The 24,686-nt window shown below is 40.7% G+C and carries 20 protein-coding genes; 7 read left to right on the forward strand and 13 right to left on the reverse strand.

Features of this window, described 5'->3' with window-relative positions:
• Positions 1–42: 42 nt before the first annotated feature.
• Positions 43–549 carry a GNAT family N-acetyltransferase gene (locus CWB75_RS02810; protein ID WP_055011550.1) on the reverse strand — a complete coding sequence of 169 codons (507 nt, stop codon included), beginning with the start codon at positions 547–549 and terminating at the stop codon, positions 43–45.
• Positions 550–701: 152 nt separating this feature from the next.
• Here CWB75_RS02810 and CWB75_RS02815 point away from each other — a divergent pair, with 152 nt between their 5' ends.
• Positions 702–1,907, forward strand: coding sequence for an anhydro-N-acetylmuramic acid kinase (locus CWB75_RS02815; RefSeq protein ID WP_138569832.1), 1,206 nt, complete (start codon positions 702–704; stop codon positions 1,905–1,907).
• A 36-nt stretch (positions 1,908–1,943) separates the two neighbouring features.
• Here the strand turns inward: CWB75_RS02815 and CWB75_RS02820 are convergent, their stop codons facing one another.
• On the reverse strand, positions 1,944–2,429 hold the full coding sequence (locus CWB75_RS02820; protein WP_008114385.1) for a hypothetical protein: 486 nt from the start codon (positions 2,427–2,429) through the stop codon (positions 1,944–1,946).
• Positions 2,430–2,937: 508 nt separating this feature from the next.
• On the opposite strand from CWB75_RS02820, the gene CWB75_RS02825 reads away from it, so the two are divergent.
• Complete coding sequence (locus CWB75_RS02825; protein WP_249362295.1) at positions 2,938–5,115, forward strand: bifunctional diguanylate cyclase/phosphodiesterase; 2,178 nt, start codon at positions 2,938–2,940, stop codon at positions 5,113–5,115.
• Here the strand turns inward: CWB75_RS02825 and CWB75_RS02830 are convergent.
• From CWB75_RS02830 to CWB75_RS02845, 4 genes are read right to left on the reverse strand one after another with little or no spacing between them, the layout of a single operon-like run.
• Complete coding sequence (locus CWB75_RS02830) at positions 5,108–6,106, reverse strand: L-threonylcarbamoyladenylate synthase (RefSeq protein ID WP_138569834.1); 999 nt, start codon at positions 6,104–6,106, stop codon at positions 5,108–5,110. The genes CWB75_RS02825 and CWB75_RS02830 overlap by 8 nt on opposite strands.
• A gap of 8 nt (positions 6,107–6,114) precedes the next feature.
• Positions 6,115–6,912, reverse strand: coding sequence for a DUF6671 family protein (locus CWB75_RS02835; protein ID WP_138569835.1), 798 nt, complete (start codon positions 6,910–6,912; stop codon positions 6,115–6,117).
• Between the two features lie 12 nt (positions 6,913–6,924).
• A complete protein-coding gene (locus CWB75_RS02840; protein WP_138569836.1) occupies positions 6,925–9,342 on the reverse strand; it encodes a YbcC family protein in 2,418 nt (805 codons plus the stop codon).
• Positions 9,339–10,907, reverse strand: a complete 1,569-nt coding sequence (locus tag CWB75_RS02845; RefSeq protein WP_138569837.1) for an NADH-quinone oxidoreductase subunit L — start codon at positions 10,905–10,907, stop codon at positions 9,339–9,341. Before CWB75_RS02845 ends, CWB75_RS02840 begins: the two co-directional genes overlap by 4 nt.
• A gap of 96 nt (positions 10,908–11,003) precedes the next feature.
• Between CWB75_RS02845 and CWB75_RS02850 the strand changes: the two genes are divergently transcribed.
• From CWB75_RS02850 to CWB75_RS02860, 3 genes are all read left to right on the forward strand, one after another.
• The gene (locus CWB75_RS02850) at positions 11,004–11,882 is read left to right on the forward strand and encodes a LysR family transcriptional regulator (RefSeq protein ID WP_010389453.1); all 879 of its coding nucleotides are present in this window, start codon (positions 11,004–11,006) and stop codon (positions 11,880–11,882) included.
• Positions 11,883–12,002: 120 nt separating this feature from the next.
• A complete protein-coding gene (locus CWB75_RS02855) occupies positions 12,003–13,958 on the forward strand; it encodes a hypothetical protein (protein ID WP_138569838.1) in 1,956 nt (651 codons plus the stop codon).
• A gap of 62 nt (positions 13,959–14,020) precedes the next feature.
• Positions 14,021–14,479: a TlpA family protein disulfide reductase gene (locus CWB75_RS02860; protein ID WP_138569839.1), complete on the forward strand. Its 459-nt coding sequence runs from the start codon at positions 14,021–14,023 to the stop codon at positions 14,477–14,479.
• Positions 14,480–14,519: 40 nt separating this feature from the next.
• Here CWB75_RS02860 and CWB75_RS02865 read toward each other — a convergent pair whose 3' ends face one another.
• Positions 14,520–15,830, reverse strand: a complete 1,311-nt coding sequence (locus tag CWB75_RS02865) for a DASH family cryptochrome (protein WP_138569840.1) — start codon at positions 15,828–15,830, stop codon at positions 14,520–14,522.
• Between the two features lie 131 nt (positions 15,831–15,961).
• On the reverse strand, positions 15,962–17,689 hold the full coding sequence (locus tag CWB75_RS02870) for a DUF885 domain-containing protein (protein ID WP_138569841.1): 1,728 nt from the start codon (positions 17,687–17,689) through the stop codon (positions 15,962–15,964).
• A gap of 264 nt (positions 17,690–17,953) precedes the next feature.
• Between CWB75_RS02870 and CWB75_RS19280 the strand changes: the two genes are divergently transcribed.
• Together CWB75_RS19280 and CWB75_RS02880 are read left to right on the forward strand one after the other, a co-directional pair.
• Positions 17,954–18,076, forward strand: coding sequence for a hypothetical protein (locus CWB75_RS19280; RefSeq protein ID WP_283234839.1), 123 nt, complete (start codon positions 17,954–17,956; stop codon positions 18,074–18,076).
• A 40-nt stretch (positions 18,077–18,116) separates the two neighbouring features.
• Entirely contained in the window at positions 18,117–18,623 is a 507-nt protein-coding gene (locus tag CWB75_RS02880) for a TFIIB-type zinc ribbon-containing protein (RefSeq protein WP_138569842.1), read from the forward strand.
• 54 nt (positions 18,624–18,677) lie between these two features.
• On the opposite strand, the gene der is transcribed toward CWB75_RS02880, so the two are convergent.
• From der to ispG, 5 genes are all read right to left on the reverse strand, one after another.
• Positions 18,678–20,147 (reverse strand): ribosome biogenesis GTPase Der, encoded by a 1,470-nt coding sequence (der, locus tag CWB75_RS02885; protein WP_010389444.1) that lies wholly within the window; start codon positions 20,145–20,147, stop codon positions 18,678–18,680.
• A 93-nt stretch (positions 20,148–20,240) separates the two neighbouring features.
• Positions 20,241–21,419 carry an outer membrane protein assembly factor BamB gene (bamB, locus tag CWB75_RS02890; protein ID WP_138569843.1) on the reverse strand — a complete coding sequence of 393 codons (1,179 nt, stop codon included), beginning with the start codon at positions 21,417–21,419 and terminating at the stop codon, positions 20,241–20,243.
• 10 nt (positions 21,420–21,429) lie between these two features.
• A complete protein-coding gene (locus tag CWB75_RS02895) occupies positions 21,430–22,050 on the reverse strand; it encodes a YfgM family protein (protein ID WP_138569844.1) in 621 nt (206 codons plus the stop codon).
• Positions 22,051–22,094: 44 nt separating this feature from the next.
• Positions 22,095–23,375, reverse strand: a complete 1,281-nt coding sequence (gene hisS, locus CWB75_RS02900) for a histidine--tRNA ligase (protein ID WP_138569845.1) — start codon at positions 23,373–23,375, stop codon at positions 22,095–22,097.
• A gap of 187 nt (positions 23,376–23,562) precedes the next feature.
• Complete coding sequence (gene ispG, locus CWB75_RS02905) at positions 23,563–24,681, reverse strand: flavodoxin-dependent (E)-4-hydroxy-3-methylbut-2-enyl-diphosphate synthase (RefSeq protein WP_008111348.1); 1,119 nt, start codon at positions 24,679–24,681, stop codon at positions 23,563–23,565.
• Positions 24,682–24,686 lie beyond the last annotated feature (5 nt).

Genomic DNA, 24,686 nt, shown 5'->3' on the forward strand with positions numbered 1-24,686 from the left:
GAGCTTTGGGCGAGAGGTGGTTAATTCAACCGTCGAAAGAATTTAATTAGAACAATTACTCTGTTTTAGCACACTAAATACATGGCTATCTAAATAGTGACCATTTTTATAAATTGCTTTCTTTAGAATAGCTTCGTTATTAAAGCCATTTTTAAGCAACGCGCTCATTGAGCCAACATTACCAGCAAATACAGCCGCATGAATACGGTTTAAGTTAGTACTTTCAAACACTTCTTTAGTAATCAACTCTATGGCTTGGGTAATAATACCTTGCCCCCAATATTGCTGACTAAGCCAATAACCTATTTCGCCACTGCGGCTATACTCAAACTCACCAGGGATAACACCAATACAACCAACACATAGGCCATCAACTTCAATAGCTTTAATGATGCCACATTTTGCTCCTTCGTTTACCCACCAGTTTGCATCTGCTTGAGTATAAGGAAATGGAATTTTAGAGGACAAATAGCGAGCTACTTGTTGATCGTTCAAAATGGTGACTATTTGGCAGGTATCGTGTTGTTTAAATGCTCGTAAAGTGATCATGCTACAAATGAGTTTGTTATTATCAGCCAATAACTTAGCAAGCTTTAAACGCTTAAACAATGAAAAACAATTCATTAAAATTAAAGTGTATACAGGTATAACTTTGCTTAAAACTCTTTTAAAATGTAAAAAAACACCCAGACAGAGTCTCTATGCATCCTCATATCGAAGCCCTTTATAATAGCGCTAAAAAGCCCAGCCGTTTAATTATTGGATTAATGAGTGGCACCTCTTTGGATGGTTTAGATGTAGCGCTATGTAAAATAACCGGTGCAGGTTTGCATACACAAATAGAGGTGTTAAATTTTACTACGGTTGAGTATAACGACGAATATAAAACTAAAATAAAGCAGGTATTTGCTAAGCGCGAATGCGATTTAGAAGTGCTGACTTTATTACATCCTTGGGTGGGCAAACTCCATGGCGAGATGGTTAATCAGTGTTTAATTGCATGGGGAATTGATCCTGCGAGTATTGATGCCATTGCAAGCCACGGGCAAACTATTTATCACTGTCCGCAGTCGCAGCATAACCATCATGACTTTAAACATGGCACCTTGCAAATAGGTGATAGTGACCAAATAGCCGTTACTACAGGCATTACCACTGTTGGCGATTTTAGGCAAAAGCATATTGCCGCTGGTGGAGAAGGTGCGCCGCTGGCCGTGTATGGCGATTATTTATTTTTTGCCAGCCCTGATGAAAACCGCATTTTATTAAACATGGGTGGCATTGCTAATTTAACGTTTTTACCTAAAAGCGGTGATGCTAGTAGCGTGTTTAGTAGTGACATAGGCCCAGGTAACACCATTATGGATGCCTACGTACAGTATTACCTTAAAGGAATGCATTATGATGAGGGCGCAAAGCTTGCCAAAGCAGGCAAGGTGAATGTAAAGCTGCTTAAATCGCTCAGCGATAATGCGTTTTTTAAATTACCACTACCTAAAACAACAGGGCCAGAGGTGTTTAATTTAGCCTTATTACGCGCAGCCCAAGCCCAAACCGCAACCCAAGATTTAAGCCATGAAGATGTGTTGGCGACTTTAAATACGCTCTCTGCGACTACAATTGCTAGGGCGTTAAATGACTGTGCTAAAGGGGTTCAAAACTGTGTGGTATATGCCAGTGGTGGAGGTATTCATAATCCATTATTGATGGAGCAATTACTAATACACTGCCCAAATATTAAGGCGTTTAAGAATACTGATGATTTGGGTGTTCACCCTGATGCCAAAGAGGCGGTGCTGTTTGCTATTTTGGCAAACGAATGTTTAGCAGGGCAGCGACAAAGTGCTGAAAATAAAAGAGGTGGAATTTTAGATATTACTATGGGTAAAGTGAGCTTTGCTGATTAACTAATTAAAGCTTAATGGTAAAATTTATAACAAGAGCTAAAAAAGTGAGATTAAAGCTGTTCCCATACTGGCGAGGTACTGACGAACGCGGTGCGGCTTTGGTGGGGTAATCGAAGTTACTGGTATAGTATATCCACTACCAAATTGGTTAATATGCATATCGAACTGCAAGCTATTCTTTAACGTGCCGTGTTTACCGTGCAAAATCATTTGCATTACAAAACCACGACTATGCGCTATTTGGTTCAACCTAAGCGTGACCCGTCCCTGTTCTAAATCAAATTGATTGAGCTTTTTTTCTGTGTAGTACTGAGCTGCTCGTGCATTTGGTAAAGTTGCGCTCAGCGAAATAATATCACCTTCATGGGCCGCTTCAGGCAAAACGCATTGCAAAGCAATTTGATGCTGGCTATTAGCATGCAATGACAGCGTTTCAAATTCCATGCTGTGGCTTAATGCCGCAGACATTGGATCTTCAAATGACGGTAGTGCAAAGGTTAATTGCACCATAGATTCGCTCATGAGGGTCTTATAAAGCTTTGTTGACTAATAATGCAGCTATTATCGCTGATGATTATTGCAAAATTATGACTAAACTAAAGCGCTTGATGCAAGGGTTAATTTGACTTGCAGTTTATAACTAAAGCTATTGTTTTAAATCAATATTATATTTAATAAATAAACTATAATAGTCGCTCAATAACCTCTGCGATAAACGTAAATACAGTTTACCGGGTTCAAATGTATACGAGCCTTGTCTTAACAATAAAATAAAACACTTACCAACTTTATTGTTAATTTATTTTATTTTTAGTGTTAAATAATGGGCGTTTTTTTATGTGTTTTTCTCAACTTTGCAATAAAATAGCTTGAAAAAAAACCAAGCTAGCCATAAAGTGCATTTAAGGGCCCAAATACATAACACACTACCAAACGGGTTGTGAGAAATTAGATGGCACTAATAAAAAATAATTTATGGAAACTCTTTTGTTTTTTGCTATTGGGCGGTCTAGTCCTATTAAGCGTTTTGTTGGCTTATGAATGGCGAAATATCGAAAAAGAATACCGCACAAGCTCCCAAAACCGTGTCGAATTTTCTGCGCAAGCACTTAAAAGCACCCTTAGAAATAAAGAACTCATGCTGGATTTAATTGGCAGAGACATCCTTTCAAACAATAACTTAACCGAAAAAACATCAACAATTAAACTTCTCGACAATATTTTACTAGAAAACCCCGTGTTATTAGGCTTTGGACTGTTTAATCCCCAAGGGGAAATTATTTACTACAGCTCAAATTTAAATGCCTCAACAATGATTAATCTGAAAGAAAATGAAAAAACCCGCCAAAGTTTTTCACAAACCCTTAGCTCAGACAAAATGGTGTTAGGGCAAACTTATTTTAATCAATCGTTACAAGAATGGGTTATTCCTATAAGGAAGTCATTACGAGACAAAAGTGGCACTGTGATTGCTGTAATGACTGCAGGGATGGCGGTATCAAGAGGCGCTAAATACCTCAATATTTTGCAAAGTAATAGTGACGATTACATAATGCTAGCAAGAGAAGTCGATGGTTTTATTCAATACAGTTCCGTAAAAGATGCAGATATAGCTAGCTATACAAAAACCAAAATTAAGCAGGCATTAGGGTTATCTGATAATGCTTTGATAAAGCAAACGGGCAAGGATAAAGAAATATTTAAATCCTCAGAAGAGGTGTTTAGTATTGATACACATTTAGGTGGTAAGCCTTATTTAACATCTGCAAAATTTGATAATCGCTATCAGTTATGGACACTCTCAAACAGAGCGATGCAGCCAATAAAAAGTGTATTTTATTGGAAGGTCTGTTGGTATTCTTTCATTTATTTACTGATTTGTACGCTCTTATATTTTGGTTTTAGATTTATTGCTCGTGCTGAGCAAAAACGGATTGATGAACTGTTTTACCTTTCTCGGAACGACGATTTAACAAAGTTACCCAATCGAAAAGCACTGCGTGATAGCTTTGAAGCAAAAAAAGTGACATCGTTTAGCTTAGCAATTATAAACATTACCAATTTACGCTCGATGAATAATCGCTTTGGTATGGAGTATGGCGATAAGGCAATTAAAGCCTATGCCGCAATGTTGCAAGCGACATTCGCAGCTCCATACCTAGTTTTTAGAAACAGTGGTAATGAGTTTTGCATTATTACGCCGCATTTATCGGATGAGCAAAATAGGCACACTTTTGAACAAATATTAGCATCTTCTATTGAACAATATGAAACCAAAAATACCGAACGTCCTTTAAATATGAGTGTTGGTGTGGCCAACTACCCAGAGCATGGCATAACCAAAAGTAAGCTGGTCCGCAGTGCGCATTTGGCTAATCAATGGGCAAAAGATACAGGGCAATGGCTGTGCCATTACCATGCAGATATAAAACAAGCTTATTTGCGCCGTTTAAAAGTAGAAGAGCGATTAAATGTAGCGCTAAGTGAACAATCATTCTCTATGGTCTATCAGTGCCAAGTGAATGAACAGGGAAAAATCCATGCTATGGAAGCACTTATTCGTTGGCATGACGGTGAGTTGGGTATGGTTTCACCTGCCGAGTTTATTGCTATTGCAGAACAAAGTGATTTAATATTTAAAATAGGTGACTTTGTTTTAGCGCGTTCTATTAGTGAATTTGCAAAGATGCAACAACACAGCGATACCCCTCTTGAATTAGCAATCAACATTTCAGTGATGCAATTTCAAAGCAGTGCTTTCATTACAACATTATTGCAAAGCATAGAAATCCATAATGTTGCCCCGCAAAGTATAATCTTAGAAATTACAGAGTCACTGTTTATGGATAACCTTGAGCATGTGATTGATACGATAAATAGCTTAAAATCTAGAGGGATACGCTTCTCGATGGATGATTTTGGTACAGGTTATTCATCACTGAGTTTATTAAGGCGCTTACCCATAGATGAACTGAAAATAGATAAAAGCTTTGTAGATGATATTTTAATAGACCCTAAGTCTAACAGTATGGTGCAAAGTATTATCGCCATTGCCAACAGCCATAACTTAAGTGTTATCGCTGAAGGCGTGGAAGAGCAGGCACAATTTGATATGTTAGTGGATATTGGCTGTAAACGTTTTCAGGGTTATTACTTTTACAAACCTGTGAATGCGACCTCTGTAATTGAATACCTGCAAGCTAACTAGTAGCCGCGCGACTAAGTCGGTCATTCACTGCAGCCCACTCACTGCCTACTGGCGGTTTTTCGATATAAATATTCAATGGTGTTTTCTCATCAATAAGATGCAGTGCTTTATACATATTTTTAGCGTATTCAATAGGGCAACTACTTAGCTTAGTAATACGTTCGGATGGAATGTCGCCCGCTAATAATTGCTGTTGCACTTGAGTCGAATAGATTAAATAGTGACTTTTACCCTGAGAGTTTTCACTCAAAATTTTAGCGAAATCTTCAGTATTAGCCAACATGGCAGGGGCATTAGGCTGATAATGCGCTTTTACATTACCCGGTACCACTTCGTTATGTGAATGTGGCGTGCTGACATGCAGTCCAGTTTTTTGCAAAATATCAGCTGCTGAAATTGGTCCTGGGCGTAATATGCGTAACTGCTGTGAGCTTGCATCGACAATGGTCGATTCAATACCTACATTACATTCACCTCCTTGTAATACCCCACTAATTCGACCATTCAAATCGCGCATTACATGAGCTGCACTGATTGGGCTCAATTGCTTGTAGCGATTAGCTGAGGGAGCTGCAAGACCGGTATTTAATTGCTTTAATACCGCTAAAAACTCTGGATGCGCAGGCACGCGAAGCCCAATGGTGGGCAAACCGCCTGTTACCGGACTGTTTAAATCATTTTTAGCATTTAAAATTAGGGTGAGTGGGCCTGGCCAAAATGCATCAGCAAGTGTGATGGCTGCCTTATTTACATTTTTTGCCCAATTGTGTAGATGCGACTGATTGGGAATATGCACAATGAGCGGGTGATTTGTTGGGCGTCCTTTCGCGGTAAATATTTTCGCTACGGCATCACTGTTAGTCGCATCTGCAGCTAGACCATAAACAGTTTCTGTGGGTAAAGCGACGCATTCGCCGGCTTTTAATAATGCAACGGCTTGGTTAATACGCTCTTCAGTATTTAATAATTGAGTTGGTTGTAATGATGTCATAATAACTCTTAAGGATTACAAAACTGGCAATATGTTGCATCAGCAACGTGTTTTTCATTCGCTTCAATATGGTTATAGCCGCAGCAATCACACAAAGAGGTTGTTGATTTTACTTGTTGTGTGGGCATGTTACATAGCTCACAGGGCAAGCCTTTCGTGAGCTGTTTGGCAACAAAGTTAGCACTCTGGCATTGTGGGCATTTTGATGCCAACCGCCTTGCTAAGTCCTCGGCAGCAAGGCAAATAATAGCTTGGCGTTGCCCACTATACATGGCTCTTAAATCAGGTGTGATTATGCCGGCTTTGGGCACTTTTTCTTTAAATAAAGCAACCAAGTTTTCAAAGCTTAGTCCTTTATAAAGTGTTTGAGTGTCATCAAGTATCCAGTGTTGCTCTTTATAGCGCTGGCATGCAGCAATGATTGATTCAATATTGGTCTCGCTGTTGATGGTTAAGCTGCTGGGTGAAAAAGGCCCGCCAGCGCGTCCATAAATAGCGATGCCTGTGCGTTTATCGTAAAAACAAATTACTTCTTCATCCCAGTTCATTAACCCAGGGTATGGCCCACCTCCAAAGCTGCCTTCACTACCAAGTCCAAATTGCTCGCCAGTGAGTTCACATGCGCGTTGAGCTTTTGTTAATGCCGCTATTTGGGCGCTGCAATCACGCTGCACTTCATTAGTAAACATCCCTAGCGTGTCGGTATCAAATAGACTGGTTGTTACCACATTATAGCCAAGTGGCTTTAATGCAGGGGCGATCAGAGGTGCTTTTTTATGTTTAGTGGCTATGACGGCATTTAACATTTATCATGCTCGCTATTTAGAGGGGGCAATTGTAGTGAAGTGCCCGTTTTCAAAGCGCTCTAGGGTGTTGTCATCGCCCCAACGAATGAGTGTTAGCCAGTGGTTATCAATTAGTTCCTTCACCATAGTATGCTTGTTATAAATTGCTGCGATTGCTGATTGTGGCGCAGCAATATATACATTAAGGCGAATAGGTTCGTGCATCCATTTATCGCCATTGTGTAGCGATTGCATGGCTAAGCCTATGCGCAGGTCGCCACCGTTACCTTCAAATAAGCCAATATTACCGCCCACCGCATTGTGAAGTATTTTATTACCACTGCCGTATTTGTGATTATCGTTAACCGAGGCATTATATTGGCTATTGATCCAATGGGTGACTATCATAGGCGCAGTCATAATAAGCTCTAATATCGCAAAGTCGCCATCGCTTTCCCAATCATAATCGTGTAAAAAACAGCGCCCCTGTAAGTTAATACTTCGCGTCCATGAGCGCGGCGCGACAATAAAGGCGGCATTATTTGCAAGTCCCCATTCAGGGCGCACCTGCGACCAATCGCGGGCGCGTTGATGATAAGCGTGATTAATTTCATCCGCTGATTTATCAATCAGCTTTGGCTCTATATTAACTAAACGTTCGCGCTGAGCTGTTTGTGTTGCCACACTGAGCCATTTTTTTAGATTATCATCCAGTTGAGCATCATAGGTGGTTATCACATCTGTGGTTGTATTATGAATGGCTGCAATAAACTGGGTGTTTTCTGACAGTGTGAGTCCCCGAGTTTTAAGCGCTTGACGTACTTGAGCATCGTTAAGTAGGCTTGCGAGTACTCGTACATTTACTTCACCACTTTGTCCGCCACAGGCGCCGCAATCTAGGCCTGCGCTGTGTAAGTTATTGGTTGTATGGCTAGCGTGACCCACTAACATTACCTGTGGTGCCAACGCTTTTATACCTAAAGTAGTAAGCACTTTTTGGGCTAAATCGGTTTTGTCTTTTAGGGTAAGTTGCTGCTGGTTTTGTGTTAATTGCCAGTCAGTTGGGGTGCACTTTTTAGCATCGCCTTTAGATAAAAAGGTATTTTTTATTAGTTTAAATGCGTATAGCCAACCTGCTGACTCAACCATAGAAAACGATGAAGGGGCCGATTTTGACCAGCTTTGCCATGTGGCACTATTTTGGCGTGATGCTTCAAGTGTCGCGTCTTTGTGAGTTTGCGTGGCATGTATAGCCGGTTTAAGTAGCCCAGGGAGCTGTGGGCGAGTAATAGCACTGCCATTTTCTTGATATTCCAGCGGTAAACCAAAAAAACCGGCAAAGCCAAACGTTTCAATATGTTGACTTTGAGACTCTAGCGCACGGCGAATCACTTCCGAGCGCACATCAATACAAAACACTGCTTGTAATTGAGCGTTTGTCACCGGGGCTTTTGTCGCGGTTTGCAGAGCCTCATTAAGCGGATATTGAAAGCTGAGTTCCATTGCTTTTGCCCACACCCATAATGGCTTTTGTGCTAATTTATGTGCATGTAAGCGCTCAACAACAAGCGCCTTTTCTTGTTGCCACTGGCTTTGCAGTTGTTTAAATGTAGCACTATCGTGATCGGTCAGGTATTGCCAAATTACTAAGTCCCATGCCATGCGCATGGCTAGAAGTTGCTTCATCTCATCTGTTGGGGTGTCGTAAAGCTGACCTTGAAAACGTAAATACGCAAGCCACGATGCCCAACCGTTAATATCTAAGAGCAATGAGTGCGCGTATAACTCTAACGAGTCATTATCTATGTTAAGCGTTTTAAGAGTCAGTGCAATTAGTTCATCAGCGGATGTGGGTAATTGCTTAAAATAGCCATTTAAATGCCGTTCATCCATAACAATGCTAATGCCTTTATCAGCTTGAATAACAGTAAGCCAATGGCGATATAATTCAGATGGGGCTTTAGTATCATTACGATGCAGCATAGGGCCGAGTTGTTGATAATGTGCAGCACAAAACTGACTTAACTGATGAGTAATTTCATCATGCCAAGCCATTTTATGCTTATTACGTTGCTGGTCGAGTAAATCAGCAATGTTGTGCCAGTCTACTAATGGCACATCAACTCTAAGCGCTTGTAATAGTTGCTCTTTATTAAAGTCACTATTAAGTAGCGTTGCGGCATCGGCTAAGTGTTTGTCGGTAATTATGCCGGTGTTATATTTTTGCAGATAAAAACCTTTAGGCATTAGCATGTTGGCATTACATAAGGTATCCAGTCGTGCGCTTACATCTTCAATTGGCATATGGCGCATTTCCCAAAATGGGTTAACTGCAATCATCTGATCTAACGGCCAGTTTGGTGCTATGTAACCGCATACTTTATTAAGTAGGCTATTTTGACTGTCGCTTAGCGAGAGTGCTCTATTATCTGAATGCGTTAGAGTGCTCATTTTGATTCCTCAATAGTGATCCCAGCGGCATGATTTTTTAAATCAGTGTGGCCATTATTAGGCAAATTTATCGGCCATATTTTTAGTGTTAATCGTGTAAACCACTCATCCAAATACAAGCCTGCAAATAATAAAGTGGATAATGACTTAACCTGAGGTCGCCAAGACTGATAACGCAAATAGTAGCTTGCTATCATTAAGGTTAAAATAAGAGCTATTACCCAACTGTCGGCTAGGCTAAATGCAGGTTCACGCCACTGCTCAAGGGGAAGTCCAAACGCAAAGATATTTTTAGCGGCCACATAGCTAAAGACCACTAATAGTGCAATTAACAGTTTTTTACTGCGTGTTTTAGCCGTAGCCGTACCATGCTGATTAGCAAGCAAAATGGTTAATGCTGATGCTAAAAGCAACCAAATACTTACCGCTCCCTGATAAGAGCTAATAACCCATGCTGCGCCAACTATTATTATTGAAATTAACGCACTTGTTAACCAAGCAAAGCATGCGGGTGATTGTTTTGGAATATGGCGGCGGATCAGATCTTCATTTACGCCATTACCTGAGTTTAAAAATGCGAAAGCTTTATAAGTTGAGTGGGTAACAAGGTGAAGTAAAGCCAGTTCAAATAACCCCAGCGCACACTCTACCAGCATTAAGCCCATTTGCGCACTGGTAGACCAAGCAAGCCGAACTTTAACGCTTATTCTAGTGGTCATTATTAATGCGCTGATCACTGTAGTTAAACCAGCAACAATTAAAATTAACCATTGTGCTGCGCTAGCTTGAATAAACAAAGGCGCAAATAAAATTAATAAAAAGCCTCCTAAATTAATGACTCCGGCATGTAATAAAGCGCTCACCGGTGTGGGTACTTCAACCACTTTAATTAGCCAGCCGTGTATTGGGAGTTGAGCGCATTTTATTAAAGCCGCAAAGGCAATTAAAAAAGCGGCGACTTGCTCTGCAAAAGACAGTGGTTGTGTGGTGGTGTTATAAAAGGCGGTTATATCACTTATGTACAGACTATTGTGAATGAACCACAAAATACTAAATGCAATCAGTAATAAGGATTCGGCAACACGTGCCACAATAAATTTTTTATGGGCGGCGAGCACCGCTCGAGGGCGCTCAGGGTAAAACATTAATAGTTTATGTAGTGCTAAACTTATCGCCACCCAGCCTAGCCAAAATAGCGCTAAGTGGTTGCTCATAACCACAACTAATACGGCAGTGATGGTAAGTAGTAGCCATCGCCAAAAGTAGTTTACACGTGGCTCACCTTGCATATAGTGCTTACAAAAGCGAATTAATATCAGCGTGATAAATAATATAAGCCCCAGCATAATAATTCGGGTCATGGTCAGCGATAAGAAACTGAGTAAATTAAAAGCATAAATTTGATGAAGCGTAATAGCTGTTATAAATGCAATGCTATTAAACACCATTACTTTAAACAGCACATGACCATTTGAAGCGCGCGATTGTTGGCCAATTAACCAGGCTGCTATAAATGTGCTCAAAGGCATTATTAGCAGTAACAACGAAATAATATACTCACTCATTCAGTGCTCCTTATTTAGTGATCAAAGTATGGCAAACTAGATAACTAAATAAAAATAGATATAATGCATATAAACGTTCTATAAAAGAGAACAATAATGAGCCGTTTAAATTATCATCACTTATATTATTTTTGGTCGGTTGCTCGTATTGGTAACTTAACCCAAGCCGCGAAAGAGCTGCATTTGTCACAGTCAGCGCTCTCTACGCAAATAAAACAATTAGAGCACACCATTAATATTGAGTTATTTGAACGTAAAGGCCGCACACTCGCATTAACCGATATGGGAAAGCGGGTGCAAATGTACGCCAACGATATATTTACTAAAGGTGAGGAGTTATCTTCTTTTATTCATAAAGGAGTGATTTCGCAAACCCAGCATTTATCAATCGGGGTACTCAATACGCTCTCGCGTAACTTTATCGAAGAGTTTATAAATCCCTTAATGAGCAATGACGAAGTGCGCTTTTCGCTGACTGCAGGGCGTATGGATGGGCTGTTAAATGGCTTGGCCGAACACGAACTGGATTTAGTTTTAACTAATAAACCCATCGGGCTTGAGCACTACGATCAGCTTTGGCAAAGTCAGTTGGTATCTCGCCAGCCATTAGCCATAGTGGGTCCAGCTGATAAAAAAATACGTGGCCAATTTCCAGCAGGTTACACGGATGCACAGTGGGTGTTACCCGCTAAAACCTCAGCTATTAGAGACTCATTTAATGCTTTGTGTGCTCGTTGGCAGTATCAGCCAAAAATAAAAGCAGAGGCTGATGATATGGCTATGCTGCGATTACTTGCCCGTGATAGTGGTGCGTTATCGGTATTGCCATCAGTTGTAGTAAAGGATGAAATTGAACAAGGCCTACTGGTTGAATATCAGCGTTTACCCGATGCGTTTGAGCACTTCTATGCCATTACCGCGCAGCGAAAATTTGTACCAGACATATTAAAGTCGCTGCTTGCCAAAACCTGCTAATTACTTTTAAAAAATGTTTTTTGCGTTAATACTTTATATTTGAATAATAAAAAAATAATTAAAGCTTTTAATTCGTTGGCCGATACCGTACTTATATTGTACTGAAGATTAAGGATAATCATGGTTAATAAACTACAAGGCAATTATGCTAACTTAAATGCGTTGCTTGCCCAATCGGTCAATAATTCAAACCAAACCAGTGTTCCCACAGGTTTGCAATCGCGTGCTCACTTAGCGCCAAGCTCAGCAACAATCACTGATGAAATGCTCAGTCAGTTTAGTGACCAACAAGTCGATGAAATACTTAATCAGCAATTATCCTCGTTACTTACTATGTCCAGCGCACCCAGTGGCTCAAATTATAAGCTCTCTAGTGAAGAGGTTGCACTACGTACGGTAATAAGCTCTCAGCAAGAGGGCTTATTAAAAAACGAACGCAGTGATCAGTTAATTGAGCGCTTAAATTCTTCGGTAAAAAATATCCAAGGTGCTTATGCCAACACTAGCGATATTTTATCAAACTTGGGGCAACTGGGATTTAATCAAAAAACATTTTTAGCATCTAGCCAACAGCGTGTTGAACGCTCACTTAACCCTTTCATGGAAAGCTTTAATCGCGAGCGATTTGAAGACGATGATAACTATGGGTTTGAGCTTTCGGTAAAAACCAAAGAAGGTGATGTTATTAAAATCACCTTTCATTCTGCGCAAGGTTATGATGAGGAAACAGGCGAAACCACTGACGAATTTAGCATAAGTTATGAAGTAGATGGCGACTTATCTGAGACTGAACACCAAGCATTAACGCAAGTACTTTCTGGTGTTGGTGAAATGGCGGATGAATTTTTTAAGGCTAAACAAAGCGCTTACAGTCGTTACGTACCCGCAAACCAAGCTGATTTAGATTTAAGCTTTCTAAGCAATTTTGATAACAAAGAACTTTCGGGTTTTGATTTGTACTTTTCAACGTCAGAGGGAAATACTGGCGATGCTGATGGAGCACTGCTCGGAACAGATAATGAGCTTAATTTAAGTTATACCCTTGATGAGGGTTCTGAGCAGCAAATACTGGAGTTCGAATCGGTAAACGGACAAAACAATATTGATTTTTCGCTTGATATGTCAACCATTGGCGCTCAAGACAAAAGCCAAATGCAACAATACATAAAAGCGCTCGATAAAAGCTTAGAAGATAGCCAGCTCAATAGCTCTGAGAAAAGTACACGTTCTGCGTTTGGTCACAAAAGTGATGAAGTGATGAAACAAGGGTTGGCTGTTTTTAAAAGTGCGTTTAGTAGTATGTCATCAGCCGCTGAGCGCTATAGTGAAATTGAGTCGGTTGCTACAAAGCAGTTTAGTAATGGACGCGAGCTTGTCGCTAATTTAGTTGACAACATGATCACCAAAGATCCGCGCTACCAAGGGCTAGGAAGCAGTAATAAAAATTCCTTAGGTGATGGTATTTCTAAGTTAGCTGATTTTGATGCAAAATTCTCTTTTGCAATGGATCAGGGGGATTACATAGCAACAAGCACCACAAAGCTGAGTCAAAATACAGAACACCAAAAATCAGCAGGGTTAACTGGAGTTACTCAAGATAAAACGGCGAGCACGCGTTTTAATTATGAAGAAGGTAACCGCTCTGACATCCCTCCTGATTATTATGACAAACAAGAAAATTACACTATTGGTACCGCTGTAAAAAATAACGAATTGGTTGCCCTTGATCAGGCTCATGAGGTGGATGTAGATAAAAAAGTGTATCAGTTTAATCCCGAAATATCTCAATACGAGCTAAAAAAAGAATTGAAAGAAACCACCACCAGTGAGAGTAATATTCGTCTTATAAATGATATTTGGCTCGAGAAAAATGAAGATAGTCATCGTATGGATGAAAGAAAACGACTCAGTGGTGTGGGGGCGTCGAACGAGTTTAGAACAACATCGAGTTATTCACATACGCAATTAGTAACGTTAATCGGTGACTTAGATAAATTAGAACAAAACAAAGAAGCCAAACGTGAGTACTTAGCCGTTTTATCACAAGTGGATGATTTTATGGATAAAAGCAAGTAACTTTTATTTACTTAAGCTCGATTGTGGGTATAGTAACTAAAACACTATTTAAGTATAAGATTATGTTTAAACAATTAATTTTACTTTTAATGTTGAGTTTACCACTGGCAGTGAATGCAACGCTCAAACCACACTCGGACGCTATGACTGCTAAGCGTTTATTAAGCGAGCACGATAAATTTGCTAAACAATACCAAACATTTTCGCCCACACCGCAAGACGTTGTATTGATGCAAAAATTAGCAGGTAAAGAGGTGTTAGTGCTTTTAGGTACGTGGTGTCATGACAGTGCCCGTGAAGTCCCCCGATTAATAAAGTTACTCGATGAGTCTAAGGTTAAACTTTCGAAAATAACCTTTGTTACAGTCGGTTATGACAAACGTGATGAGGCCGGTATTGCTCTCGCGCATGACTTACAATATACCCCCACTTTTATTGTTAAGCATAACGGGATTGAAGTTAACCGCGTAGTAGAAAAACCCAGCGGCACTCTCGCCCAAGATTTAACCTTAGGCTTATAACGAGAGTCAGCTAGCCAATATCATGTTCGAGGTTTTATTTTTACACTGGCCAATCAGCGGCGTCTAAGTCATCTAATTGTGCATCGCAATGCTCATTTCCTTGCCACTTGGCAATGTATACACCGTGCGGATCATATTGCTGGGTTTGTTTTTGCAAATTAAAGTGACGTCCGCCGCGCGGATCAACACCAACTCCAGCAATATATTGCCAATTACCCCAATTTGACGCCACATCGTAATCGATTAACTGTTGCTCAAAGTAAGCCGCACCATAACGCCAGTCTAGTTGTAGTTCGTTTACTAAACAGCTAGCAACGATTTGTCTTGAGCGATTGCTAATAAAGCCTGTTGCGTTTAGCTCTTTCATAATGGCATTAACTAACGGGTAAGGTGTACTGCCTTGGCACCATTTAGCAAAACGATTCGGGCTAAACGTGGTAAGTGGCGAGCTTTGTTTCTTACCTTTAAAGGTAAATAACTGATGCTTAACATTAATCGCATGCCACTTAAAATACTCACGCCAGAGCAATTCAAACTTGATCCAGTAAGTTGACTCATTTGCTCCATACTGCGCTTCATAAGCATCTACAGCACAAAAAACTTGCTTGGCACTAATACAGCCAAAAGCCAGCCAACTACTAAATTTTGTTGAGTTATCAAAGCCATCCAGCTCATTGCGAGTGATTTTATAGCTACTCGGTAAAGCCGATGAAAAGTACTGCTGGCAGTGCTCAAGCGCAGCCTGATGCCCACCAAGTAATTGTGTATTCCCTGTTGCTGGCTTTTCTATCGGTTGTTTTGCGCAAAGTATAATAGGTGGAGGCAATCTTGCTGCTGAAAATGCATGTGTGGCTAAACTAATTTCTGCCGCTTCAATTTTTTTTCTAAAAGGTGTAAAGCCGGTTGGTAAATTAGCTAGTTCAAAGGGCAGTTGCTGTTGTTGATATAAAGTATCTTGCATCACAGATTTAAATACCACAGTAGTGCATTTTGACTTAAGAGCACTAATTTGGCGCTGTTCATATACACCTATTTGCTGGCTATATACAACTTCGTCAATGCTAAGCTCATTAATACGCTGTGTTAATACCTCAAGTGGATCGCCTTCAATAATATGTAAAGTTTGGCCAAGCTCTAAAACAGACTCCTGTAGCTCATATAGGCTTTGCATTAAAAAGCGTTGTTTGTGGACACCATAGGGTTTTTGTTGGTAGTTATTGCTTTTAAACCAAGCAGGGTTAATCACAAAGACGAGATCCAACTCACATTGTTGCTGTGATAAATCATTGAGTATGGGGTTGTCGTCAATGCGCAAATCATTTTGCAGCCAATACAGAATACGTTTTTTCATACTTATGCTCTGGTTTTTAAAATCATTTATTTTACGAAGCAAAAGCGAGCAGAGATTAGTTTTAAGGTGTTTAATAGGGCTTTAAAAAAAGGCGGTAACAATACCGCCTCTCAATTTGTTTCCGTTGTATCTTAGATAGCTAATTTCTGCTGTGCTATCCAGTCGTTAATTACATCTTCAAGTACCGCCATAGGAAGTGAACCTTGACCAATAACGGTGTCGTGAAAGCTGCGTATATCAAATTTAGCGCCTAGCTGTTTTTCGGCTTTTGCACGCAGTTCGCGTATTTTAATTTCGCCCATTTTGTATGAAAGCGCTTGGCCTGGCCAAGAAATATAGCGGTCTATTTGATCTTCCACGGCGCTTTGTGGCAAGGCGGTATGATCAGCCAAATAATCAATCGCCTTTTGGCGGCTCCAGCCAAAGGCATGAATGCCGGTATCAACCACTAAGCGCACTGCGCGCCACATTTCGTAGCCTAAACGACCAAAGTCACTGTATGGACTTTGGTAAAAGCCCGCTTCTTTACCTAAACGCTCTGTATAAAGTGCCCAGCCCTCGCCAAATGCTGAGTGACTCAGTGTGCGTCTAAATTCAGGAACGTCTAACTCCATTGCAATGGCGTTTTGTAAATGATGCCCAGGAATAGCTTCGTGCAGGCTAAGTGCTTCTAAATTATATAAAGGCTGCAATTTAGGTGTTGAGGCTAAAAAGTAAGTGCCAGGTGAGCGGTTATCTGGCGGTGGCATATAAAACGCACCACGACTCGCTGAGCCTTTTATAGTAAAGGTGTTACGCGGTAAATGGCCAAAGTAAGTGGGGAGTTTGCCATACATTTTTTGCGTTATAAAAGCGGTTTTTTCTAGCAAGTCTTGGGCGTCTTTTGCGTAAAATTGCTCATCGGTTGCTAAAAATTTTAAAAAGTCGCTGTAGCTGCCTTCAAAACCAACGCTATCAATAATGGCTTGCATTTGTGCTTTAATGCGCGCCACTTCTTTTAGACCAAGTTCATGAATTTGTTTAGGAGTAGCATTAGTGGTGGTGTAGTAATTAACCGTGTACTTGTAATAATCAAGGCCACCTTTGATGCTTGCAATACCCGGCTGCGTTCTACAGTGCGGCATATATTCGTTTTCAAAAAAGTCGTAAAAGTGCTCGTAAGCAGGCACAACTTTTGAGGCAATTAATGTTTTAGCTTTATTTTGGTAAGTTTCTTTTTGCGCTGCAGTAAATGTATTAGGGATGCGGGTAAATGGCTCATATAAGGCGCTATTCTCAGGTTGTTTAACTATATGAGCGTTAATGCTTTGTCCATAATTTTTAAACGTTTCGCAGTAGTGTGTAAAACCAGTTTGAATGCCTTGTTTCATTAAATTAATGTTTTGCTGATTAAAACGAGGGTAGTCACCAAGGCTAACTAAAAATGCATCATAATCCTCGGCAGTTAAAAAGGCCATATTAGCTGGCGCTTCTGCAAAGTAAGTATGCCAGCCACTTAAAAAATTAACCGGAAAATACTTGTCTTGATAAAGATAGCTTTGCTGCTCTGTTTCTCGCTCATATTTAAATAAGCGGTAGTTCATTAGCTGCTCGCTATTGAGTGTTTTTGGGTCAATGCTGGCTAAGCTTTTTAGTACGCTGTTGTTGTAAGCTTGGCGCTTAGCAATGGCTTGCTCACTCCAATTTGGCAATGTGCCGTTTGGTTTCCAACCGTCTGGATCGGTTCTAAAAAATATTTTTTCTGCTTTCGCATTTTCCCAATGGTTATCAATAATGGTTGTTAAGTCGCTGTTACTGTCGGCCTCGCTTGGCAGCGAGGTGGCTGCTAAACAAATAGCTAAAATTGTTTTTTTAAACATGTTGAATTTCACTTTTTAGAGTTTTAATTGTTATTCATACGCGTGCCTATTTTACGATAATAACAAGTTCACTCAATTAATGCGTTGGTTTTTAACAGCAGTCTAGCTTAATGTTTTACTGGTGTTTAAAATAAAACATATTGGAGTAGCGATATTTAATAACGTATTTTGCTAACCGATAAGGCGAATAGCCAACACCCAAATATTTATTGAGCATTTCATGCTTAGCTTTGCAGGTTCTAAATCCGATTATGATGAAGAGAAATGGATTTGGATTACTCGCTGTACGTGAAAAAAATGTCAGATGATGCACATGAGTTTGTATTGGCAGGTCACACTACATTGCTACCACCATTAATTGGCCTGATACACAAAGCGTTAGAATAACTATTTAACTTTAGGTATTAAAATAAAAAGGATTTTGAAAATGTTGTGCCCTCGTACGAATACACCATTGGAGTCTATATTAGTTGGCGGTATCACTGTTTATACATCGTCGTTAGGAGGCGTTTTTTTCGATAACAGCCAAATTTTTAAATTTAGCTCGCCAGAGTTAAAACATGGTCAGGTTTTAATTAAGTATTTAAGTAATTATGCCGAAGGTGAGGGGGAAGTCGCAATGCGAGTAAATTGCCCTAAATGCCCAAGCATAGTGATGATGCGTAGGTATTTTTCACCGCTAAAAGCAGTTGAAATAGATGAGTGCCCTAGCTGTGCGGGAATATGGCTTGATAGCGGCGAATTAAGCAAAATACATGAAAACCATTTAACACCCAAAGAACGAAAACTGCTAGCCCACGAAATGGCCACCAATCATGGGTTTATAACTATTAAAACGCCAAAATCGAAATATTATCCTAAAGCGCCTAAAAATGTTCAAGGCACCACAGTTGAACGGCTGGTGCAATTGGCATTACTTAACTTTGAATCATAAAAAACGGCGTACTATAAAGTACACCGTTTTATTAAACTGACTTAATCAGAATCGTTATGACTTATTGCGGTTTTCTTTACTAAACGCACGAATTTTACGTTTTTGCGACAGGGTTACTTTATTAGTACGCCCTGCAAATGGGTTATCGCCTTCTCTAAACTCAATTTTGATTGGCGTACCCATAATCTTAAGTGCTTTACGGTAGTAGTTCATGAGGTAGCGTTTGTAGCTATCAGGTAAATCGTGAACTTGGTTACCATGAATAACGATACGTGGCGGGTTATAGCCCCCAGCATGCGCATACTTAAGCTTAACACGACGTCCACGAACAAGTGGCGGCTGGTGGTCGGCCTGTGCCATGTCCATAATACGACGCAACATAGCAGTACTAATTCGCTTAGTTGCCGACTCATACGCTTCGTCAACTGATTCAAATAAATGGCCAACACCAGTACCATGCAGAGCAGAGATAAAGTGTAGGCGGGCAAAATCAATAAAGCCTAAACGACGATCAAGCTCAGTCTTAATACGGTCTTTAACGTAGTTATCTAGACCATCCCACTTATTCACTGCAATAACTAATGAGCGCCCTGAGTTAAGCGCAAAACCTAACAGGCTTAAGTCTTGATCAGAAATACCATCGCGTGCATCAACCACTAATAACACGACGTTACAATCTTCGATTGCTTGTAGCGTTTTAATGACTGAGAATTTCTCAACCACGTCACTTACTTTTTTACGTTTACGCACACCAGCGGTATCGATAAGAATATATTCTTTGTCGTTACGGGTCATCGGAATGTAAATTGAGTCGCGGGTTGTACCTGGCATATCGTATACAATAACACGGTCTTCACCTAGTATACGGTTAGTAAGGGTTGACTTACCTACATTTGGACGACCAATAATTGCCAGCTTTACCGGCTTGTCGGCAAACGCTTGGTGATCGGTGTCATCTTCTTCACCTTCTTGATATAAGTCGATAAGTTCTTCATCGTCATCGGCTACATCTTCATCAAGAGCGGCAAGTTCAGCAATAACAGGCTGAAGAGTTTGCTCAAGCAGTAAAGTAATACCACGGCCATGTGCGGCAGCGATATGATGAACTTCACCAAGTGAAAGTTGATAAAACTCAGCACAGTTTGAGTCGGCATCAATGCCGTCTGTTTTATTGGCAACAACAAAACATTTTTTCTCTTGCTTACGTAAGTGGTTAGCAATAGCTTGATCAGCCACTGTCATACCCACGCGAGCATCAACTAAAAATAAAACAATATCCGCTTCTTCAATGGCTAGTAATGACTGATCAGCCATTTCGGTTTCGATACCTTCTTCTGAGCCATCAATACCGCCCGTATCTACCACGATAAATTCAAAGCCATCGTAATTTGCTTGGCCATATTTTCTATCACGCGTTAAGCCAGGAAAGTCGGCAACGAGTGCATCACGAGTACGTGTTAAACGGTTAAATAATGTGGATTTGCCCACATTGGGTCGCCCTACAAGAGCGATCACGGGAAGCATAAACTACCTCTTTAAAAAACAACAAAAGGCTTCGCAGTGCGAAGCCTTACAAAAAATAATTAACTATTAGTGCCTTACACTAATAGTAGACAGTTAGTTCGGTATTTTTACCGCGCTAACTTCACCATCGCGGGTGTATAAAATCAATTTATCGTCAGCGACAACGGGCTCAACAAAAAAACCTGAGCTGTCAAAGTCTTCACGAGATACTAGCTCGCCAGTGTCTTTATTTAACCAATGCAAATTGCCTTCTTGGTCACCTAACGCTAAATAATTACCGGCAACCGCTGGACCTGTTAAGTACCAGCCACGTAGAGCGGGTTGGCTCCAACGTTCAATGCCTGAATCTTTATCAAGTGCATAAACAACGCCGTTACTATCAACAACGTAAATTGTTTGCAAATCCATGCTAATTTCACGGTAGCTGCTGTATTCACGTTTCCATACAACATTACCTGAACGAATATCTACTGCTGATAAGTTACCATTGTATGCAATAGCATAAGCAAATGGACCGCTAATGATCGGCTGCGTATCTACATCAACTAAACGTTCAAACTCTGATGCGCCTTTTGGCACTGCAATTTCTGCACTCCATGCCGAGTAGCCACTCTCAGAAATTAAAACACTTAACTTACCTGTTTCTAGGCCTAGTAACACACCACCGTTAGCCACAGCAGGTGAACTTTGACCGCGTAAAGTCAGCGGTGGCACTTCTTGCTCAAAGCTCCAGCGTTCTTCACCAGTATCTGGGTGAAGCGCAAGTAACTTACCTGAGGCTAAATTTACAAAGATTAAGCCATCGCCTGCAGCGGGTTTAGAGAGTGATTCGCCAGGTACTTTTTTACGCCAGACTTCTTTACCAGTCTCACGGTCAAGTGCAATTACATAACCATGTTCAGAGCCTAAATAGATTTTACCATAAGCTTGTAATATTCCGCCTGATAATTTTGCGCTATCGTTATCGCTCCAAGGCCAAAACGATAAATCTTGGCGAACGTCGGTTTCCCATTGGGTATCGCCATTGGCAAGTGATAAGGCTTCTACTTGGCCTTCACGGCTAGCAACATACACTGTCTCTTTATAAACAGCAGGTGATAAGCGTGAAAAGTAATGCTCTACACCACTACCAATTGATTCTTGCCATACCACATCAGTTTCAAATTGATTGGCTATTTCTGGAAGCACCAGTTCTTCTTCGTCATCACTTGAAGAACACCCCATTAGGGTTGCCATACATAGGGCAAGCGTTGCTGTTGTTATTTTTCTCATGCCTAAAACCTTATGCCGCTGGGCTAGTTACTGCTAGGTCATCTAACTTAATTTGTAAAAGAGGATTACTCGTTAATCCGCCGGCATCAACAGCTGCTTGGTAGGCTACGCGTGCTTGTTCTTTATTGCCTTGTTGAGTGTAAATGTCACCTTTTAATTCAGCCACATTTGCGCTAAATGCTTCAGGAAGAGGAGCATTTAATGTACTTAATGCATCATCGTATTGCTGCTGAGCAATTTGCACACGCGCTAAACGTGTTGTTGCAATGGCTTTAAGCTGGGCGTTATCAACGTTAGTTACGATCCAGCTTAACTTTTCATTTGCTACATCTAAGTTTTGGGCATCTACTGCTTCTTTTGCAGCAACAAATGCCGCTAGAGTTGCGTACTGAGTGTCTTTGTTTTCACTGATAAATGCATCAGCAGATGCTAATACGCTGTCGCTTTCAACAAGCTTAGTGTATGCATCAGATGCTTGCTCTGCAGTCGTTATTTGATTTTGATTGTATGCTTTCCAGCCATATAAACCACCTAAACCAACAATAACGCCTAACGCTAGTGAAAGGCCGTTTTCACGAAAAAAGCGTTTAATTGCTTCTGCTTGTTGTTCTTCTGTTGAATAAATTTCCATGCTTACCTCTGTTAAAGCGCTTCTCTACTTACGCTTTATATAATTTAGCTATTAATTAGTTCTGCAAGTAACGTTTTAGCTTGTTCTAGTTCTAGTGTGACTTGTTCTTTACGTTCACGTAAGTATTTAATAGTCACAACGCCTTGCTCTAATTCATCTTCACCGATAATAATTGCGACGAGAGCATCGCTTTTATCAGCACGTTTAAGTTGTTTTTTAAAGTTACCACCGCCAGCGTGCACCATTACGCGTAATCCAGGTACATCACGACGTAAGGTAGATGCAATTATAGGCGCTTGAATACTGACTTTGTCGCCCATAGCTGCTAAATATACATCAGCACTACGGCGTATGTCACCTACACATTCAAGTGCTTGAAGCAGTAAAACCAAGCGCTCTAAACCCATCGCGAAACCTACCGCAGGGGTTGATTTACCGCCTAATTGTTCTACTAAACCATCATAACGACCACCAGCACATACAGTACCTTGTGCACCTAAGCTGTCGGTTACCCATTCAAATACAGTGCGGTTGTAATAATCTAAGCCACGTACCAGCTTTTCATTAACCGTGTATTTGACGCCTGCGGCATCTAATCGTTCACATAAATTTTCAAAATGTTCTTTTGATTCAGCATCTAAATGTTCAGATAACTTTGGTGCATCGACTAAGATTGCCTGAATATCTGGATTTTTAGTATCCAAAACGCGCAGTGGGTTAGAGTACATACGACGTTTTGAATCTTCATCTAGTACATCGGTATGTTGTTCTAAAAAGGCGATTAAGGCATCGCGGTACTGTGCGCGAGCTTCGTTTGAACCTAATGAATTAAGTTCTAAACGCACATGGTCAGTAATGCCAAATGCTTCCCAAAGTTGCGCCGTGAGTAAAATAACTTCGGCGTCAATATCGGCGCTGGCAATACCAAAAGTCTCTAAACCAAACTGATGAAATTGACGGTAACGACCTTTTTGTGGGCGTTCATGGCGAAACATAGGGCCCATGTACCAAAGGCGTTGTTCTTGATTGTATAACAGGCCATTTTCGTTACCTGCACGTACACACACTGCAGTCCCTTCCGGGCGCAAGGTTAAATTGTCGCCGTTACGATCGGCAAAGGTGTACATTTCTTTTTCTACTATATCGGTTACTTCACCAATAGAGCGTTTAAATAGGTCGGTTGATTCTACAATTGGAAAACGAATTTCTTGATAACCAAACGATGATACGGTCTCGCGTAAAATGTGTTCTACTTTCTGCCAAACTTGCGTATCGCCTGGCAGGCAATCGTTCATACCGCGAACTGCCTGAATTTGTTTTGCCACTGATAAATCCTAAATCTGTTTATGTGCAACCCTGGGCTGCAACCACGTAAAACTAAAAAATCGACCCTGCATTATAACCTTAACTATAAGGTAATTGCGAGCGTAGCGGAGCGTACGTAATTTATACTACGTTGTGAATACCGCGACTAAAAAAGGTCATTTAAATACATAGTGTTGTAACAACACATCACTCTACGATTTTTATGTCGATTGGAGTTTGTTGTTGCTTCTGTTCAATGAAATCGCGTACATAGCCTTCAAGTTGATCAACAATATTATTGTTATCAATACGGGCTTTTTGGCGTTCGCCATTAATGTATAAACCTGAGCGACGGTTTGCGCCGGCAAGGCCAATATCACTCACTAATGCTTCGCCTGGTCCGTTAACCACACAGCCAATGACTGACACTGAAACTGGCTCAATAATATCTTCTAAACGCTCTTCAAGTTGATTCATGGTGCTTACTACATCAAACTCTTGGCGTGAACAGCTAGGGCAAGCAATAAAATTAATGCCGCGAGAACGAATACGCAATGATTTTAATATATCAAAGCCTACTTTTATTTCTTGAACTGGATCCGCTGCTAGTGATACACGCAGCGTGTCACCAATACCTTCAGCCAATAACATGCCTAAACCAACGGCCGATTTAACTGAACCCGAGCGCATGCCGCCTGCTTCAGTAATGCCTAAATGCAGTGGCTGATCGATTTCTTTTGCAAGTAGACGATACGCGCCAACCGCTAAAAATACATCTGATGCTTTCACCGAAATTTTAAATTGGTCAAAGTCTAAGCGACGTAATATATCTACATGACGCATAGCAGATTCAAGTAAGGCTTCAGGTGTTGGCTCGCCGTACTTTTCTTGTAGGTCGCGCTCAAGTGAGCCACCATTTACGCCAATACGAATTGGAATGTTGTGCTCACGGGCTGAGTCGACAACCGCTCTAATACGCTCTTCACTGCCAATGTTTCCTGGATTAATACGTAAACAATCAACGCCATACTTTGCTACTTTTAATGCAATGCGGTAGTCAAAGTGAATATCAGCAACCAGCGGTATCGATACCTGCTCTTTAATACTTTTAAATGCTTCAGCTGCATCCATAGTTGGAACAGATACACGGACTATGTCAGCACCGGCATCTTGAATCGCTTGAATTTGAGCTACAGTGGCATCAATGTCCATTGTGTCTGTGTTAGTCATTGACTGCACTGCAATTGGTGCACCATCACCAATTGGAACATTACCCACATTAATGCGGGTGGATTTTCTGCGTTTTATAGGAGATTCTGAAAACATAGCGA

Source organism: Pseudoalteromonas sp. S1608 (assembly GCF_005887265.1).
GTDB lineage: Bacteria > Pseudomonadota > Gammaproteobacteria > Enterobacterales > Alteromonadaceae > Pseudoalteromonas > Pseudoalteromonas undina.